The sequence below is a fragment of the Parapedobacter defluvii genome (assembly GCF_014642075.1).
GTDB classification, from domain to species: Bacteria; Bacteroidota; Bacteroidia; order Sphingobacteriales; family Sphingobacteriaceae; genus Parapedobacter; species Parapedobacter defluvii.
This window is the reverse complement of sequence record NZ_BMIK01000003.1, coordinates 314324-328204: the sequence shown is the minus strand read 5'-3', so window position 1 is coordinate 328204 and position 13881 is coordinate 314324. Positions and strand designations below refer to the sequence as shown.

Genomic DNA, 13881 nt, shown 5'->3' with positions numbered 1-13881 from the left:
TATCTTTGTGGCATGGCCGGCATTTATTTTCACATTCCGTTTTGCAAACAGGCTTGTCACTATTGTGATTTTCACTTCAGTACTTCCCTGAAGTATCGGGACGAGATGCTGCGCGCCATGGAACAGGAGGTAGCGCTGCAGTCACACTACCTAACGGACAGCCGGATTGAAAGCATTTATTTCGGTGGAGGTACACCGTCTTTGCTGGAAGCGGATGAGCTATCGTGGCTCGTCGATACGGTTGCCCATTATTTTGATGTCCAACCGGACGCTGAAATTACCATTGAAGCGAATCCCGATGACCTGAGTGGGCAAAAGGTGGCTGCAATGAGGCATACTGCGATTAACCGGTTCAGTATCGGTATCCAGTCCTTCTTTGAAGAAGACTTGCGTTGGATGAACCGTGCCCACAATGCCATCGAGGCAGCAGAAGCGATTCAACGCGTTCAGGATAGTGGATACCAAAACATTACCGCCGATCTGATTTATGGATATCCGTTACTTACGGATCAAAAATGGCAACAGAATATCGATCAACTACTGGATTTTGGAATTCCCCATGTATCGGCCTATGGCATGACCATTGAACCGCAAACCGCGTTGGCTGCTTTTATCCGCAAGGGCAAACAATCTCCCATGGATGAGAACCAGAGTGCTGCCCAGTTTGAGCAGTTGATGGAACGGCTTGCCGCTGCGGGGTATGAGCAATACGAAATCTCCAATTTTGCCAGGCGGGGCCATTATGCCCGCCATAACAGCAACTATTGGAAGGGGGTTCCTTACCTGGGCATCGGTCCTTCTGCGCATTCATTTGATGGACACTCCCGGCAGTGGAATGTGCGTAACAACGCCCGGTATATTCAGGCGGTCCAGCGTGGTGTTATCCCTTATGAACGCGAAGAGCTTACCGAATTGGATCGGCTCAACGAATACATTATGACCTCACTTCGGACAGTTTGGGGGATGGATTTGGCATATGTAGAAAGACAATTCGATACGGCTTATAGTGAGAAGCTCCGTTTGGGGCTGCAACCGTTTGTTTCGGAGGGAGCGGTATCACTCGTCGGCCAGATTGCTACCCTGACCCATCGGGGAAAGTTACTCGCCGATCGTATTGCTTCCGAGCTCTTTTTCGACGAGTAAGTGTAAGATGACTGCCGTTGCACCCGCATGCTCCCGTACATATCGGCCAGCGGTTTGTCCCGCGTGTTGGCGGTGCGACGCATCCGCACTTAAATTGTCGAAAACAGCAATTAACTCATCGGTGCTCTGTACGCTGAACCCACCGCCGTTGGCCAACAGGTCTTTTGCTTCCTGGAATTTCCGATAGTTCGGTCCGAAGATCACAGGGATGCCATAAGCAGCGGCCTCCAAAGTGTTGTGTATGCCCGCCCCGAAACCGCCGCCTATGTAAGCGATTTGACCATACGCGTAGAGTGACGAAAGCATACCAATGTTGTCGATGAGGAGCACGGTTGCGGGAGATGGGTGATGGGTGATCGGTTTACTTCGCTTGGAAAAGCGCACGGCATCGGGAAACAATTTTTCGATGGAACGAAGGTGCTCCTCGTGGATTTCATGGGGCGCGATGATGATTTTCCAGTCGGGAAACCGTATATGTAAATTTACTAGCAATGCTTCATCTGCCGGCCATGTGCTGCCAGCAACCAATACGGGTGCTTCCTTCGCAAATAACTCAATTTCGGGTATGTGTTTCCGGCTTTCGGGGAGGGTAGATACCCGATCGAAACGCGTATCGCCGGCAAGGCTTGCGTTCGTGAGTCCTAACCTGGCCAACAAGTTAAGGCTATCCTGGTTTTGCGTGAAAAAATAGGTTACGTAGGTGAGAGTTTTACGAAAAAAACCGCCATAAGGTTTAAAAAAAACCTGATCCGGCCTGAAAATAGCGGATATAAGGTAAAGGGGAATGTGATGGGAGGCAAGGGTGCGGAAGTAAAAAGGCCAATATTCGTATTTCGTAAATATAGCCAACGAAGGGTTAATCAAACGGATCAGTGCCTTCGCGTTGGCCGGAGTATCCTCAGGTAGGTAAAACACATGATCTGCAAGCGGTGTGTTCTTTCGTATTTCGTATCCCGAAGGCGAATAGAAAGTGACCACAATGGAAGTATTGGGGCGGTGTAACCGGATGCCTTCCAGCACGGGCCGTCCTTGCTCAAATTCGCCCAATGATGCGAAATGAAACCAAATACTTTGGGAATCCGGATCCACTTCACGGGCGATGCGTGATAATAATCCGCGCCGTCCACGGGACCACTTTTTTGCTTTGTCGTTAAAAGGTGACAAAATATAAATTAATAGTCCATATATTTTGATTCCAGCGAGATAGAGTATCCACATCTTGATTATAAATCCTTATCTTCGCGCCAAACTTAGATAAATTTTTGTATGCAACCTCATTCGTGTTGTATATTAAGTAAATTATCAGGTTAATTCTACACCGCACAAATTATGTCGAGAAAACGTATACTCATCACCGGTGCTGCCGGATTTCTGGGATCCCACTTATGCGACCGTTTTATAAAAGAGGATTATCATGTGATTGGCATGGACAATCTCATTACGGGTGACCTCCGAAATATCGAACACTTATTCAAGTTAGAAAACTTCGAATTTTACAAACACGACGTGTCAACGTTCGTTCACGTGCCGGGGCAATTGGATTACATTCTTCATTTTGCGTCTCCCGCCAGTCCCATTGATTACCTGAAAATTCCGATCCAGACGTTGAAGGTGGGGTCGTTGGGTACCCATCATTTGTTGGGTTTGGCCCGGGCCAAAGGAGCCCGTATCTTGGTGGCTTCGACTTCGGAAGTATACGGAGATCCTACCGTCAGCCCCCAACCGGAAGAGTACTGGGGTAACGTAAATCCCGTAGGACCAAGGGGAGTGTACGACGAGGCCAAGCGCTTTCAGGAAGCCATTACCATGGCCTATCATACCTTTCATGGTCTCGAAACCCGTATCGTGCGTATTTTTAACACCTACGGGCCAAGGATGCGGCTCAACGATGGCCGGGTGTTACCTGCATTTATCGGTCAAGCCCTGCGCGGCGAAGACCTGACCGTCTTTGGCGATGGTTCGCAAACCCGCTCCTTCTGCTACGTGGATGATCAGGTAGAAGGGATTTATCGGCTGTTGCTCAGTGATTATCCCTATCCGGTTAACATCGGTAACCCGGATGAGATTACCATCAAGCAATTCGGAGAAGAAATTATTAAGCTGACAGGAACTACGCAGAAAATGGTGTATAAGGAGCTGCCGGTAGATGATCCAAAACAGCGCAGGCCGGATATTACCAAAGCGAGGGAATTGCTGGAGTGGGAACCCAGAATAGGCCGGGCAGAAGGATTGCGTATTACCTACGAGTATTTCAAATCATTACCCGATCAAGAAATAAAACACAAAGATTTTACCTATTATAACAAAAAATAATGAGCAAAATATTAGTAACAGGCGGAACGGGTTACATCGGTTCTCATACCGTCGTCGAATTGCTGCGGGCAGGTTACACACCGGTCATCGTGGATAACCTGGTAAATTCCAATGCGGGTGTACTGGATCAGCTGAAAAAAATAACGGGCATCAAGCCTGAATTCCATAACTTCGACTTGTGTGACGATGAAAAAGTTAACCAGTTCGTTGCCGAACATCCTGACATTACGGGTATTATTCACTTTGCAGCCTACAAAGCCGTGGGAGAATCGGTTCAGCAGCCTCTTAAGTACTATCATAATAATTTCTTCTCGTTGATCAACCTGCTCAACGCCTATGCGGGAAAACCTGTAAATTTTGTGTTCTCGTCCAGTTGTACGGTATACGGCCAGCCGGATCAACTGCCCGTCACTGAAACAGCACCTGTAAAGAAGGCGGAATCTCCTTATGGAAATACCAAGCAGATTGCCGAGGAGATTCTCGCTGAAACTGCAGCCGCTTTTGATAATTATCACATCGTGTCTCTCCGTTACTTTAATCCGGTTGGAGCTCATGAAAGTGCACTCATTGGTGAGTTGCCTTTGGGTGTTCCGCAAAACTTGGTGCCATTTATCACGCAGAGCGCCATCGGTAAACGGGGGCCAATTACGGTCTTCGGCGATGATTACAATACACCCGATGGTTCGGCCATCCGGGATTACATCCATGTGGTGGATCTGGCAAAAGCACACGTTGCCGCTATTCGCTTATTGGAGAAGGGAAACCCAAAGGGAAATTACGATGTATTCAATATCGGTACGGGGAAGGGTAACTCGGTACTGGAAGTCATTAAAGCTTTTGAGGCGTCTACGGGAGTAAAACTGAACTATCAGATCGGCCCTCGCCGGGCCGGAGACGTGGAGCAGGTATGGGGTGATGTTTCCAAATCGTCTCAGGAATTGGGTTGGAAGGCCGAACTGGGCATTGACGAAATGATGCGCTCGGCGTGGAAATGGGAACAGTATTTGAAAGATCATCCACTGGCATAGTCGGGTATTTTATGTCACTCCATCAGCAACCGGAGCTGAAAAAGGCGATTCTCGGACTTCCTCAGCAGGAAAAAGATAAGCTTTTGGTACGGTTGATCAGTAAAGACCGGATGTTGATGAAGCAACTACATTTTCAGTTACTGGAAGATGAATCGGATTTAGAAGAGCGGATTGAAACCGTTCACCGGCAATTGGTTCGGTTGGTTAATCAAATCACTGAGCATATACCGAATGAAAACCAACGGGGCCATGCCGACGAGTTGATGAAGGCATTAAAATTTGGCAGCGGTTTGGTAAATGAACACGTCGCCATTACCAAAGATAAGATGAGTGAACTGCAGTTGCGTTTATTTTTAGTGTCACAAAGTTTTACTCATTTTGACCGGCTATTCGAGCCGCATTTATACGGCAGGAACGATCGGTTACTGAAATATCAGGCAGGAAGAATAAAACACATTCTCGGGAAATATGAAAAATTGCATGAAGACCTGCAGTTTGAATTCCGGGAGGAATTGAATGAAACATTGGCCTTCGCGCATCGGTCGGGTATAAAGCCCTATATAGAGGAGTTGGGATTGCCAAAAGAGGTATAATTATACTATGAAGAAGATCATCATTACCGGCGGAGCCGGATTTATCGGCTCGCATGTTGTCCGCAGGTTTGTAACGACGTATTCGGATTATCAGATTGTCAATCTGGATAAACTTACCTACGCGGGTAATCTGGCCAATCTGAGAGATATCGAAAACAGTCCGAATTACCGTTTTGTTAAAGGAGATATTACAGATGCCGCCTTCATCGATGGGCTATTTGCGGCCGAACAACCGGATGCAGTGATTCACCTCGCTGCAGAATCGCACGTGGACCGGTCAATCAGCAATCCCATTGAGTTTGTGCTTACAAATGTGGTGGGCACGGTAAACCTGCTGAACGCCGCACGGAAACATTGGGAAGGCCGTTATGATACACATCGTTTTTACCACGTGTCTACGGATGAAGTGTATGGTGCACTGGGCGATTCGGGCATGTTTACCGAGGAAACCAAGTATGATCCACATTCACCATACTCTGCGTCCAAAGCTTCGTCAGATCATTTCGTACGTGCTTACCACGATACCTATGGACTGGATGTGGTGATTTCCAATTGCTCGAACAATTACGGCTCCCATCATTTTCCGGAGAAGCTTATTCCACTTGCCATCAACAACATTAAAAACAATCGGCCCGTTCCGGTATATGGCAAAGGAGAAAATGTGCGCGACTGGTTGTGGGTAGAAGACCACGCACGCGCAATCGATGTCATTTTTCACAAAGCGGCTTCTGGTGAGACGTATAACATCGGCGGGCATAATGAGTGGAAAAACATTGACCTTATCCGGCTGCTGTGTCGTATCATGGACCGCAAGCTTGGCCGTGGCGAAGGAGAATCGGCCAAATTGATCACCTTTGTAAAAGATAGGGCAGGACATGACCTCCGCTACGCAATCGACGCCACGAAACTGAAGTACGAACTCGGTTGGGAACCCAGTCTACAATTTGAAGAAGGATTGGAGAAAACCGTGGATTGGTACCTGTCCAATGAAGCGTGGTTGCAGGATGTGACTTCAGGGCACTATCAACAGTACTATGAAGAGCAGTACGGCAATTGAGCTACCGGAAAATTCCCTGCTTTACCAAGAACTCAGCATCGACTTCTTTGTTGATATCAATGTATCCGGGGTAGTTGATTGCTTTATTTCCCAGGGCCAGCGTGGGCTTGATCTTGAAGGTGAGATTGACCTTTTCGTCTGTCACACCATTCCGTGCGCTTTGGATAAACGTTACCAATTTGTTAAGGGTCTCGCGGTCCGAAAGGAATTTGTAGACATTGGTGCGCAGCCGGATGGGGACCGTTACGGTCTCTCCCGGAGGTACCTCAATGGGTAGATCTGAAATGCCATCTAGTATCTCTCTTTTTTCAACCTCCACTTTATAGGCAAATTGCTGAATTCCGGCAAGATTGCTTGTTGGATTCGTAATGCGTACATTCAGCACACCTGAAAGCGGGATATCACGGCTCAGGAAACCCATTGCGATGCCGGGAAGCTGGCTTACATCTACTCGGCCGTTGGCAATGAGTTTATTCACATCTGTACCCGCCAGGAAAACACTGTCGGCAGAAACATATTCATAACGGCATTTTTCAAGCGCCCGAAGTGCCTTAGCCTGTTTGTCAAATGTACAGGAACTAACCAAGAATGCCGCGCTGACAGCGAGGACAAGATTCTTGGTTAGTGTCCATAAATTCATCCGATTTGTCCGGGGTTGTTTACGTTTTGTCACAGTTTGCATACATTATAACCGGCGCAAGGTAAGAAAAAATTACTACCTGCTGCAATCCGCCGTCCATGTACCCCGGTCATTCGTAACAAGTATATTCAGGGAACTTGCTGTGATCCGGATGCCCGTAAACCCTTCGCCTATACCCACATAGGTATTACCATCTTTCTCGAATTTGACCCCGGTGATATCTGGAATTCCGCTTCCAAAAATAAAGGAATACGTATCGCCCGCTTTTGCGACCGTCACGCGGCCATCCTCGTCGATAATCGTCTCTTCTCCATCGTTGAACGAAATGTCTCCTTCATACGTTCCAACAAATAAATCCGTTTCCGAAGGATCCGTGTCCTTATCACAAGAAACCATAAACATCAATGAAACCAACACGAATGTTCCAATCATTTTCACTGTATTCTTCATAACTTCCTAGTTTTGTTACACAGTGAAAAGGGCAAAGGTTATGCCAAAGGTAGGGGTCTTACCTGCCGTTATAGCCTGTCATCGTTCCATTCACCAACACCTTAATCGGATTGTTTTTCTGTGAATGTATTTGGTAATCAATTACTTTTCCGTCTTTCCATTTGATATCCACCGTATAGTTGCCACGGGCTTTAAGGCCCTTTACTTCGCCGGTTGCCCAGGCATCCGGCAACGCCGGCAAAAGATGGATGAATCCGGCATGGCTTTGCAAAAGCATCTCGGCAATGCCTGCTGTACCACCGAAGTTTCCATCGATCTGGAAGGGCGATAAAACGGTGAAAGAGATCGCTGTGCTTCTCGGTATTGACGACTCCTTTTATTTTTCCCGGCTCTTTACCAAGTTAATGGGTATGTCGCCTTCACAATACCGGAAAGTTCATAAACTCTAATTTTACAAACGTAATCTGTGTCACTTGGAGGAATTCGCGACCACCTCGAAATTCCCCGGCACCGCTCCAAAGGAACGCATCAGCCTATTCCATGAATTGATCTGCGCAACGGCCAGCGAAAGAACAGCAATTTCCTGCTGGGTGAAATGTTTCCGTAGTCTATCGTGTAGCCCATCGGTGTGCACCTCGGCGGGCATGTGCGTCATGGTCTCCGCAAATTCCAAAACAGCTTGTTCAGCCTCTGAATAATAGGGGGTTTCCCGCCATGCCGAAACGGAGATGAGCCGAAGGGGAGTTTCGCCGTAGTGAAGTCCCTTTTTATAATGCATGTCCATACAATAGGCACAGCTGTTGATTTGGGAAACACGCATATACAGGAGTTCGAGCAGTCCCAGGTCCAAGCCCGAGTTTTCGATAAAATCCTGCGTTTTGCGCATGCCATCCAGCAATCCTGCCGGATAATCGTGATAAGCAATTCGTTCATTCATAGTTTTTGAATCGATTCTTCTACTGACATATGAAGTAAAGGTAGCCATATTTTCAAAGTCAACCCCCTAATTTAAGCGTCTTTTATCGTCTTTAAGACGATAAAAAGACAATATATAAACTATAAAATGATGCTTAATTTCTGTAGTCATCCCTAATTTCTTAATTTGTTTTACCGTTCTTATTGAGAAAATTGAGAGTAGATTGTACGCTATGTTCGTTAAAAAATCATTTCAGGAAGGCTTTATAATCAGCATTTTATACCCTACGCCGCGTACATTGATGATTTTGATATTGGGATCTTCCTTAAGGTACTTCCGTAGCCGGCTGATAAATACGTCCAGGCTTCGCCCGGTAAAAAAGCGGTCGTTGTTCCAAAATTCAAAGAGGATTTCCTGCCGGTGAATGACGTTGTTTCGATGCTCGAAAAGCCGTTTAAGCAGCTCACTTTCACGGTAAGACAACTGAATGCAGCGGTCATCAATGTGCAGGGTATGTTTGACATTGTCTAGTAGGTAGTTGCCGATGATTAACTGTTCGCCGGGATTGTACCGGTTGCTGAGCCTGAGCAGCGATTCCATCCGGGCAATGAGCTCATCGATGTTAAATGGTTTTTTCAGGTAATCGTTACCGCCAGACCGGAATCCTTTAAGTACATCTTCCGTGGCGGTACGTGCGGTGAGGAAAATCATGGGGATCGTGCTGTCGTGCTCACGGATTTTGGAAGCTAAGGTATAGCCGTCTATTTCAGGCATCATAACATCCAACACGACAATATCCGGTTTTGACAGCAGAAAAGAATGCCATGCCTGTGCACCATTGGCGCAATGCCTTACCCTGAAATGCAGGGTTTGGAGGCTTTCCGTGATAATCAGGGCCAGCTTTGCTTCATCTTCCACAAATAGTACATCGATCATGCGTTGGCATTTTTTGGAATGGATAGTGTGAATATGCTGCCTTCACCCGGCGTGCTATCGAGCGTAATGGTCCCCCCATGTCGCAGGATAACTTGTTTGACGTAAGATAATCCCAGGCCGAATCCTTTCGTTGTATCGGTGTTGCTGCGCGGTACCCGAAAGAAAGGTTTGAAAATCTGGTGTTGATAGGCACTTGGTATGCCTATGCCGTTATCGTGTACCTGTAGTTTCACGAACTTCCCCCCTTTTGACGGCTGCACCACGACAGTTATTTGCGTGGCACCATATTTTACCGCGTTGTCCAATAGATTAGTGACCACGTTTTTCATGTGTTCTGGATCGCCATAAAGCGCTTCTATGTTATGGGTGGGAATGAACTGAAAATCCACATGTTTAGGCCCCGTGTTGATCTCTGCATTTGCAATGCATCTCCTGATAAGGTCAATGAGACTATAATGGCGGCATTGAAGCTTGATTGTGTGGTGCTCGCCTTCCGCTACCTGCAGCACGTTGTCAATCATGGAAGAGAGGTGGTCCAGCTCTTCCTTCGAAATGGATAGGTAGTGGTCACGGCGTTTTTCATCTTCCGTGTCGGCATAGCTTTGCAATGCCTGCACCGCGGCGGAAACCGTGGCGATCGGTGTCCTGAACTCGTGCGTCATATTGTTTACAAATGTTTTCCGGAGCACTGCCAATTTATTTTGCTTGAATATGGTGTGGAAGAGGTAGACAAAGCAGCCGATGATTGTCGCGACTAACGTGACTGAAATGATCAGGTGCCAGCTGAGATTGTACAAAAGATACTGCCAAGGGTGATTAAAAGAAACGGAAATGAACCCGCCGTTTTCGGGGTCAACCAATATGGGGCGGATGGCCAGTCCCTTCCCTGAAATGCTGTCCGGGAAGGGGAGACCTAGTGCCGCGGGTGTAAGTGTGGTGCTGTCTCCGGGTAGCATCTCAGCTAAGTGTGACGGAGCTTTTGCGATACTCAGCGTAAAGTCAGTGCGTATGCCGTTGTTTGCTAACCCCTGAGCGAACTTTTCCTCGATACGGAGCAACGCGGTGCTATCCAATGGTGCCTGTCCGAACAGAAAATTAGGTAGCAATTGCCGCGGTCTGTCGCCCGGTTCAAGGTTTACAGCCAGTCTTAATCCCCGGCCAGGCCGGGTTGGTTCGGGCAGCGAGGACAGCAGCTTTCTTCGCGTTTTGAAAAAGCTGTCATGTTCGTGTTGCTGAAAACTGTCCAATACGAATGCCAGCGAATCCGGATGGACATTTGGAAAAGCTTTTGTAATGCTGGAGACCAGCCTTTGCGTATGGGCTGGGCCCATTGCAACTCCGGCCATGAACTTTATCGGTTGTGTCCGACGGGCTTGTTTGAACGATCGGGTGCCCGCATCTTCCTGCTGTTGGATCGTTTCCTGGATTGCATCAAACAATGTACGCTCCGCTATGGCCAAAAATAATTCCATCCGTTGGTTGTAGCTGCCATACAGCCAGGAGCCGAGCACGATCACAATACCCGCACCGGCGGCCACGATGAGGATCAATATGAGTCTAAGTTTATCTTCCATTTTCAGGCCAAATGTAAAACACAGGGGATTTGATGGAAGTATGCATTAACCATATTTAACAAATTGTAACATTCATTAACACTCGATATCGGCAGTTTTGTGACGGATTTTATTCATAGTTAATGGACCCATATAAAAGCAATTGGTTTAATAAACTCAGTCTCTTTGTGTTGTTTTTTGCGACAATAGTTGCCGTTGCCTGTAAGCAGGGAGAAGGTATCCGGCTAGACAACGAAGGGATTGACGATCTGGGAGTAGAAATTGTCGATACACTGACGGTAGAAGCCAATACCTTTTTGCTCGACCCACTGCCCACGGCAGGTACGGGCTCGCTGTTGGTTGGAAGTCTCAAAGACGAAGCATTGGGCGAGATACACCTTTCGTCTTATTTCAGAATTTCCAACAGCGGGTTGAGTTTGTCGGGCTTGCCGACGGATGCCGTTTTTGACTCATTGTCCTTAAAGCTGTTTTACAATGGTTACTACTATGGCGATACAACCGCACAACTTCAACTGACGCTTCATCGGCTTTCTGAAGATCTGGAACGATCTGAATTGCCCATTGCACTGGAAGATGATGAGTACCCGGTCTTTGTGTCCGGGGAAACGTTGTGGAGCGATCAGCAATTTGCATTTGATCAGGCCCCGTTGGGAAGTGCCTCCTTTTCGCCAAAACCGCATTCTACGACAGATACGGTAAAAATCAGACTGGACGATGGGCTCGGTCGTACGCTGTTTGATATGGCCTTAAATAACGATACGCGCTTAACAAACGCCGAAGATTTTGCCGATTTCTTTAAGGGGATGGTCTTGGTGCCAAAGGGTGATAATCGATGCGTTGTGGGCCTCCGTGATTCGTTAGCCTTAAATCTTCATTATTCGTACGAGCGACAGTCTGATGGAATGCGTGCGTCGGATACCCTGAAGTTTACCATCGGATCAACGGATTATCAATACAACCACGTAGTATCGGATCGGCAAGGTAGTGTGTTGGAAAACCTTTCCGATCAAAACAATCAACTGCCCGAGTCGGCCACGCTTCATCGCACGTTTATTCAGGGCACTTCGGGAATTGTGACCCGTCTGCGGTTTCCCACGGCCCGCCAATTTGTCAACAGCGCAAATATCGCCATCAGCAAGGCACAGTTAATTATCGAAACAGATCAGCCGATGTACGCATTGTATCCACCACCGGCAAGCTTGATCATGATGGTAGCGAATCAATACGGCACCCCGACTTCCTTGTTGACGACCAGCTATACTGCCACCACTCAAACAGCTTCCTATCAGGCACCGGGTCAGGCGGGGGGAGCAGGCAACGGGAAATATGTATTTGATCTCACGGAATACATCAGTGAAATGCGCAACAGTACATCCAGTGAGCGTGAAAGCCTTCTGCTTACCATCCCAACGACTGATTTAATGGCAACTGTAAACCGGCTAGCCATTGCGGCCCAAGGGAATAAACCAGCAATTAAATTACACTTAATATACGTAAAATTCTAAGACAAAATGAAAAAAACATGGTTAACTAAACTGCTGTTGTTGGCGGTCGTATTGGTGACGGCGGGTGCTTGCTCGGACGACAGTGAAGATGATCCGGACGAATGGGTGCGGGTGGCTGATTTCGAGGGCCTGCCGCGCAGTGGCGCCGCCGGTTTTACCATTGGCGACTATACGTATGTAACAACGGGGTATGGAACAAATTCCAATCGGTTTACCGATACCTGGCGCTACAATCCTTCGCAACAGACGTGGACGCGGATGGCTGATTTTCCGGGTGAAGCACGCAACAATGCGGTAGCGTTTGTAGCCAATGGCAAAGGGTATGTGGGCCTTGGTACCAATTCGACGGTCATGTTCAAAGACTTCTATGAATATGATCCCGCTCAGGATGCTTGGACCCGGATAGCCGACTTTATGGGGGAAGCACGTTATGGAGCAGTTGCTTTTACACTGAATGACCAAGGGTACGTAGGGACCGGCCGTGATAGTGACGCGCAGGATTACAACGATTTCTATAGCTACCAGCCCGATACGCGACAGTGGACAAAGGTAAATAGTACGCCCGTTAAACGGTCTTTTTCGTTCGTATTTGTGCTGAATGGACTGGCATACCTGGGCGGTGGCACCAATAACAATCAAAATGTCACTTCCTTTTATACGTTTGACGGTAGCACATGGACGGAAAAGGAACCACTGTCGGGCCGCGACGATGATTATACATACAATCTTACAAGGCTGAATCCTGCGGCTTTTGTTTTGGATGGCACCGCTTTTATCAGTGGCGGAATCACCAGCTATAACGGCTCGGCTACCGGTACCACGTGGCGTTATGTGCCATCTGGAGACTATTGGGAGGAACACCAGTTGTTCTCGGGTTCCTATCGACAGCAGGCCGTAACCTTTGTACACGACGGGGCCGCTTATGTGGTTACAGGTCGCAGTGGCACGGTGCCTTTTGACGATATGTGGCGGTTCATCCCGGTTCCGTGGTAAGTTACCGTTGACAAATGTGCAGGTTCCATGAGACTACTAAGAATAATTATTTTATCATGAAAAGATATTGGCTTATCTATTTTGCACTTGTTGGCACCGTCTGTTCCTCAAAAGCTCAGCAATGGACGACGGATTACAGTGTATATGCGGGAGTTACGTTTCCCCGGTATTTCCTAAGCGACATCAGCAGTGGCGTTAGCCGGGAGGCTTCGCCGACGGTCAATGGTCAATTGGCCGCTTTGGTTACGGTTTTCCCCACTAAATACGTGGGTGTTGAAACGGGACTTTCCATTGTGGGGCTTGGCGCTGCACTGGAAAAATCGGAGTTCGGTTCCCGTGAAGTCACCCAGCATACCTATTGGTTGCAGGTTCCGCTATCGGTTGTGGGCAAGGTACCCTTCAACGATTCGAGCCATGTATTCGTGAAAGCAGGAGGCTACTTTGGATATGGTCTTTATGGTAAGAATTACCTAAGTAGTTCTTACGATGGATCGGCCAGCAGGGACTTTAGCTTCGGCGACGGAGGGACGCAGCAATCCACAGACTACGGATTTAGTATGGGGATTGGATACCAAACCAAGCAGGGATATGCGATATCATTCAATTACCTGGCCGGCATACGGAATATCGCGCCTGCCAGGGCTTCGTATGATCAACGGAACGGGGCATATTCCCTGTCAATCGGCTATCGGTTTTAGCTATAATTTGGCAATTTTTACGTATCTTTGCACCG

General features: G+C 47.7%; 16 protein-coding genes. 9 read left to right on the top strand and 7 right to left on the bottom strand.

The window, feature by feature from the left end; genetic code table 11:
• Positions 1-12: 12 nt before the first annotated feature.
• Complete coding sequence (hemW, locus tag IEX60_RS07775) at positions 13-1143, top strand: radical SAM family heme chaperone HemW (RefSeq protein ID WP_188749177.1); 1131 nt, start codon at positions 13-15, stop codon at positions 1141-1143.
• On the opposite strand, the gene IEX60_RS07770 is transcribed toward hemW, so the two are convergent.
• Positions 1099-2307, bottom strand: coding sequence for a 3-deoxy-D-manno-octulosonic acid transferase (locus IEX60_RS07770; RefSeq protein ID WP_308420737.1), 1209 nt, complete (start codon positions 2305-2307; stop codon positions 1099-1101). The two genes, hemW and IEX60_RS07770, sit on opposite strands and share 45 nt — an antisense overlap.
• 165 nt (positions 2308-2472) lie before the next feature.
• Between IEX60_RS07770 and IEX60_RS07765 the strand changes: the two genes are divergently transcribed.
• From IEX60_RS07765 to rfbB, 4 genes are read left to right on the top strand one after another with little or no spacing between them, the layout of a single operon-like run.
• Positions 2473-3456 carry a UDP-glucuronic acid decarboxylase family protein gene (locus IEX60_RS07765; protein WP_188749174.1) on the top strand — a complete coding sequence of 328 codons (984 nt, stop codon included), beginning with the start codon at positions 2473-2475 and terminating at the stop codon, positions 3454-3456.
• Positions 3456-4484: a UDP-glucose 4-epimerase GalE gene (galE, locus tag IEX60_RS07760; protein ID WP_188749171.1), complete on the top strand. Its 1029-nt coding sequence runs from the start codon at positions 3456-3458 to the stop codon at positions 4482-4484. Before IEX60_RS07765 ends, galE begins: the two co-directional genes overlap by 1 nt.
• Positions 4485-4495: 11 nt before the next feature.
• Positions 4496-5077, top strand: coding sequence for a hypothetical protein (locus tag IEX60_RS07755; protein ID WP_188749169.1), 582 nt, complete (start codon positions 4496-4498; stop codon positions 5075-5077).
• 7 nt (positions 5078-5084) lie between these two features.
• Positions 5085-6134, top strand: a complete 1050-nt coding sequence (gene rfbB / locus IEX60_RS07750) for a dTDP-glucose 4,6-dehydratase (protein WP_188749167.1) — start codon at positions 5085-5087, stop codon at positions 6132-6134.
• Between the two features lies 1 nt (position 6135).
• Here rfbB and IEX60_RS07745 read toward each other — a convergent pair whose 3' ends face one another.
• The 3 genes from IEX60_RS07745 to IEX60_RS07735 are packed head-to-tail and all read right to left on the bottom strand — an operon-like array spanning position 6136 to position 7540.
• On the bottom strand, positions 6136-6816 hold the full coding sequence (locus IEX60_RS07745; RefSeq protein ID WP_188749165.1) for an LEA/WHy family protein: 681 nt from the start codon (positions 6814-6816) through the stop codon (positions 6136-6138).
• A gap of 33 nt (positions 6817-6849) precedes the next feature.
• Complete coding sequence (locus IEX60_RS07740; RefSeq protein WP_188749163.1) at positions 6850-7224, bottom strand: hypothetical protein; 375 nt, start codon at positions 7222-7224, stop codon at positions 6850-6852.
• 58 nt (positions 7225-7282) lie between these two features.
• A complete protein-coding gene (locus tag IEX60_RS07735) occupies positions 7283-7540 on the bottom strand; it encodes a glycoside hydrolase family 95-like protein (protein ID WP_373285031.1) in 258 nt (85 codons plus the stop codon).
• Here IEX60_RS07735 and IEX60_RS07730 point away from each other — a divergent pair.
• A complete protein-coding gene (locus IEX60_RS07730) occupies positions 7509-7673 on the top strand; it encodes an AraC family transcriptional regulator (protein ID WP_229717472.1) in 165 nt (54 codons plus the stop codon). The genes IEX60_RS07735 and IEX60_RS07730 overlap by 32 nt on opposite strands.
• Before the next feature lie 20 nt (positions 7674-7693).
• Here IEX60_RS07730 and IEX60_RS07725 read toward each other — a convergent pair whose 3' ends face one another.
• From IEX60_RS07725 to IEX60_RS07715, 3 genes are all read right to left on the bottom strand, one after another.
• Complete coding sequence (locus IEX60_RS07725) at positions 7694-8161, bottom strand: carboxymuconolactone decarboxylase family protein (protein ID WP_188749159.1); 468 nt, start codon at positions 8159-8161, stop codon at positions 7694-7696.
• A 231-nt stretch (positions 8162-8392) separates the two neighbouring features.
• Complete coding sequence (locus IEX60_RS07720) at positions 8393-9076, bottom strand: response regulator transcription factor (RefSeq protein WP_188749158.1); 684 nt, start codon at positions 9074-9076, stop codon at positions 8393-8395.
• The gene (locus tag IEX60_RS07715; RefSeq protein ID WP_188749156.1) at positions 9073-10650 is read right to left on the bottom strand and encodes a sensor histidine kinase; all 1578 of its coding nucleotides are present in this window, start codon (positions 10648-10650) and stop codon (positions 9073-9075) included. Before IEX60_RS07715 ends, IEX60_RS07720 begins: the two co-directional genes overlap by 4 nt.
• Before the next feature lie 122 nt (positions 10651-10772).
• Here IEX60_RS07715 and IEX60_RS07710 point away from each other — a divergent pair, with 122 nt between their 5' ends.
• From IEX60_RS07710 to IEX60_RS07700, 3 genes are read left to right on the top strand one after another with little or no spacing between them, the layout of a single operon-like run.
• Positions 10773-12155, top strand: a complete 1383-nt coding sequence (locus IEX60_RS07710; protein WP_188749154.1) for a DUF4270 family protein — start codon at positions 10773-10775, stop codon at positions 12153-12155.
• A 6-nt stretch (positions 12156-12161) separates the two neighbouring features.
• On the top strand, positions 12162-13148 hold the full coding sequence (locus IEX60_RS07705; RefSeq protein ID WP_188749153.1) for a Kelch repeat-containing protein: 987 nt from the start codon (positions 12162-12164) through the stop codon (positions 13146-13148).
• Positions 13149-13204: 56 nt separating this feature from the next.
• On the top strand, positions 13205-13846 hold the full coding sequence (locus IEX60_RS07700; protein ID WP_188749151.1) for an outer membrane beta-barrel protein: 642 nt from the start codon (positions 13205-13207) through the stop codon (positions 13844-13846).
• Positions 13847-13881 lie beyond the last annotated feature (35 nt).

Bases quoted from the DNA above. Each gene is read 5' to 3' on its own strand.
- IEX60_RS07745 (WP_188749165.1), bottom strand. From the start codon at position 6,816: ATGCAAACTGTGACAAAACGTAAACAACCCCGGACAAATCGGATGAAT.
- rfbB (WP_188749167.1), top strand. From the start codon at position 5,085: ATGAAGAAGATCATCATTACCGGCGGAGCCGGATTTATCGGCTCGCAT.
- IEX60_RS07700 (WP_188749151.1), top strand. From the start codon at position 13,205: ATGAAAAGATATTGGCTTATCTATTTTGCACTTGTTGGCACCGTCTGT.
- IEX60_RS07725 (WP_188749159.1), bottom strand. From the start codon at position 8,161: ATGAATGAACGAATTGCTTATCACGATTATCCGGCAGGATTGCTGGAT.
- galE (WP_188749171.1), top strand. From the start codon at position 3,456: ATGAGCAAAATATTAGTAACAGGCGGAACGGGTTACATCGGTTCTCAT.
- hemW (WP_188749177.1), top strand. From the start codon at position 13: ATGGCCGGCATTTATTTTCACATTCCGTTTTGCAAACAGGCTTGTCAC.
- IEX60_RS07765 (WP_188749174.1), top strand. From the start codon at position 2,473: ATGTCGAGAAAACGTATACTCATCACCGGTGCTGCCGGATTTCTGGGA.
- IEX60_RS07755 (WP_188749169.1), top strand. From the start codon at position 4,496: ATGTCACTCCATCAGCAACCGGAGCTGAAAAAGGCGATTCTCGGACTT.
- IEX60_RS07720 (WP_188749158.1), bottom strand. From the start codon at position 9,076: ATGATCGATGTACTATTTGTGGAAGATGAAGCAAAGCTGGCCCTGATT.
- IEX60_RS07705 (WP_188749153.1), top strand. From the start codon at position 12,162: ATGAAAAAAACATGGTTAACTAAACTGCTGTTGTTGGCGGTCGTATTG.
- IEX60_RS07715 (WP_188749156.1), bottom strand. From the start codon at position 10,650: ATGGAAGATAAACTTAGACTCATATTGATCCTCATCGTGGCCGCCGGT.
- IEX60_RS07710 (WP_188749154.1), top strand. From the start codon at position 10,773: ATGGACCCATATAAAAGCAATTGGTTTAATAAACTCAGTCTCTTTGTG.
- IEX60_RS07740 (WP_188749163.1), bottom strand. From the start codon at position 7,224: ATGAAGAATACAGTGAAAATGATTGGAACATTCGTGTTGGTTTCATTG.
- IEX60_RS07730 (WP_229717472.1), top strand. From the start codon at position 7,509: ATGCCTGCTGTACCACCGAAGTTTCCATCGATCTGGAAGGGCGATAAA.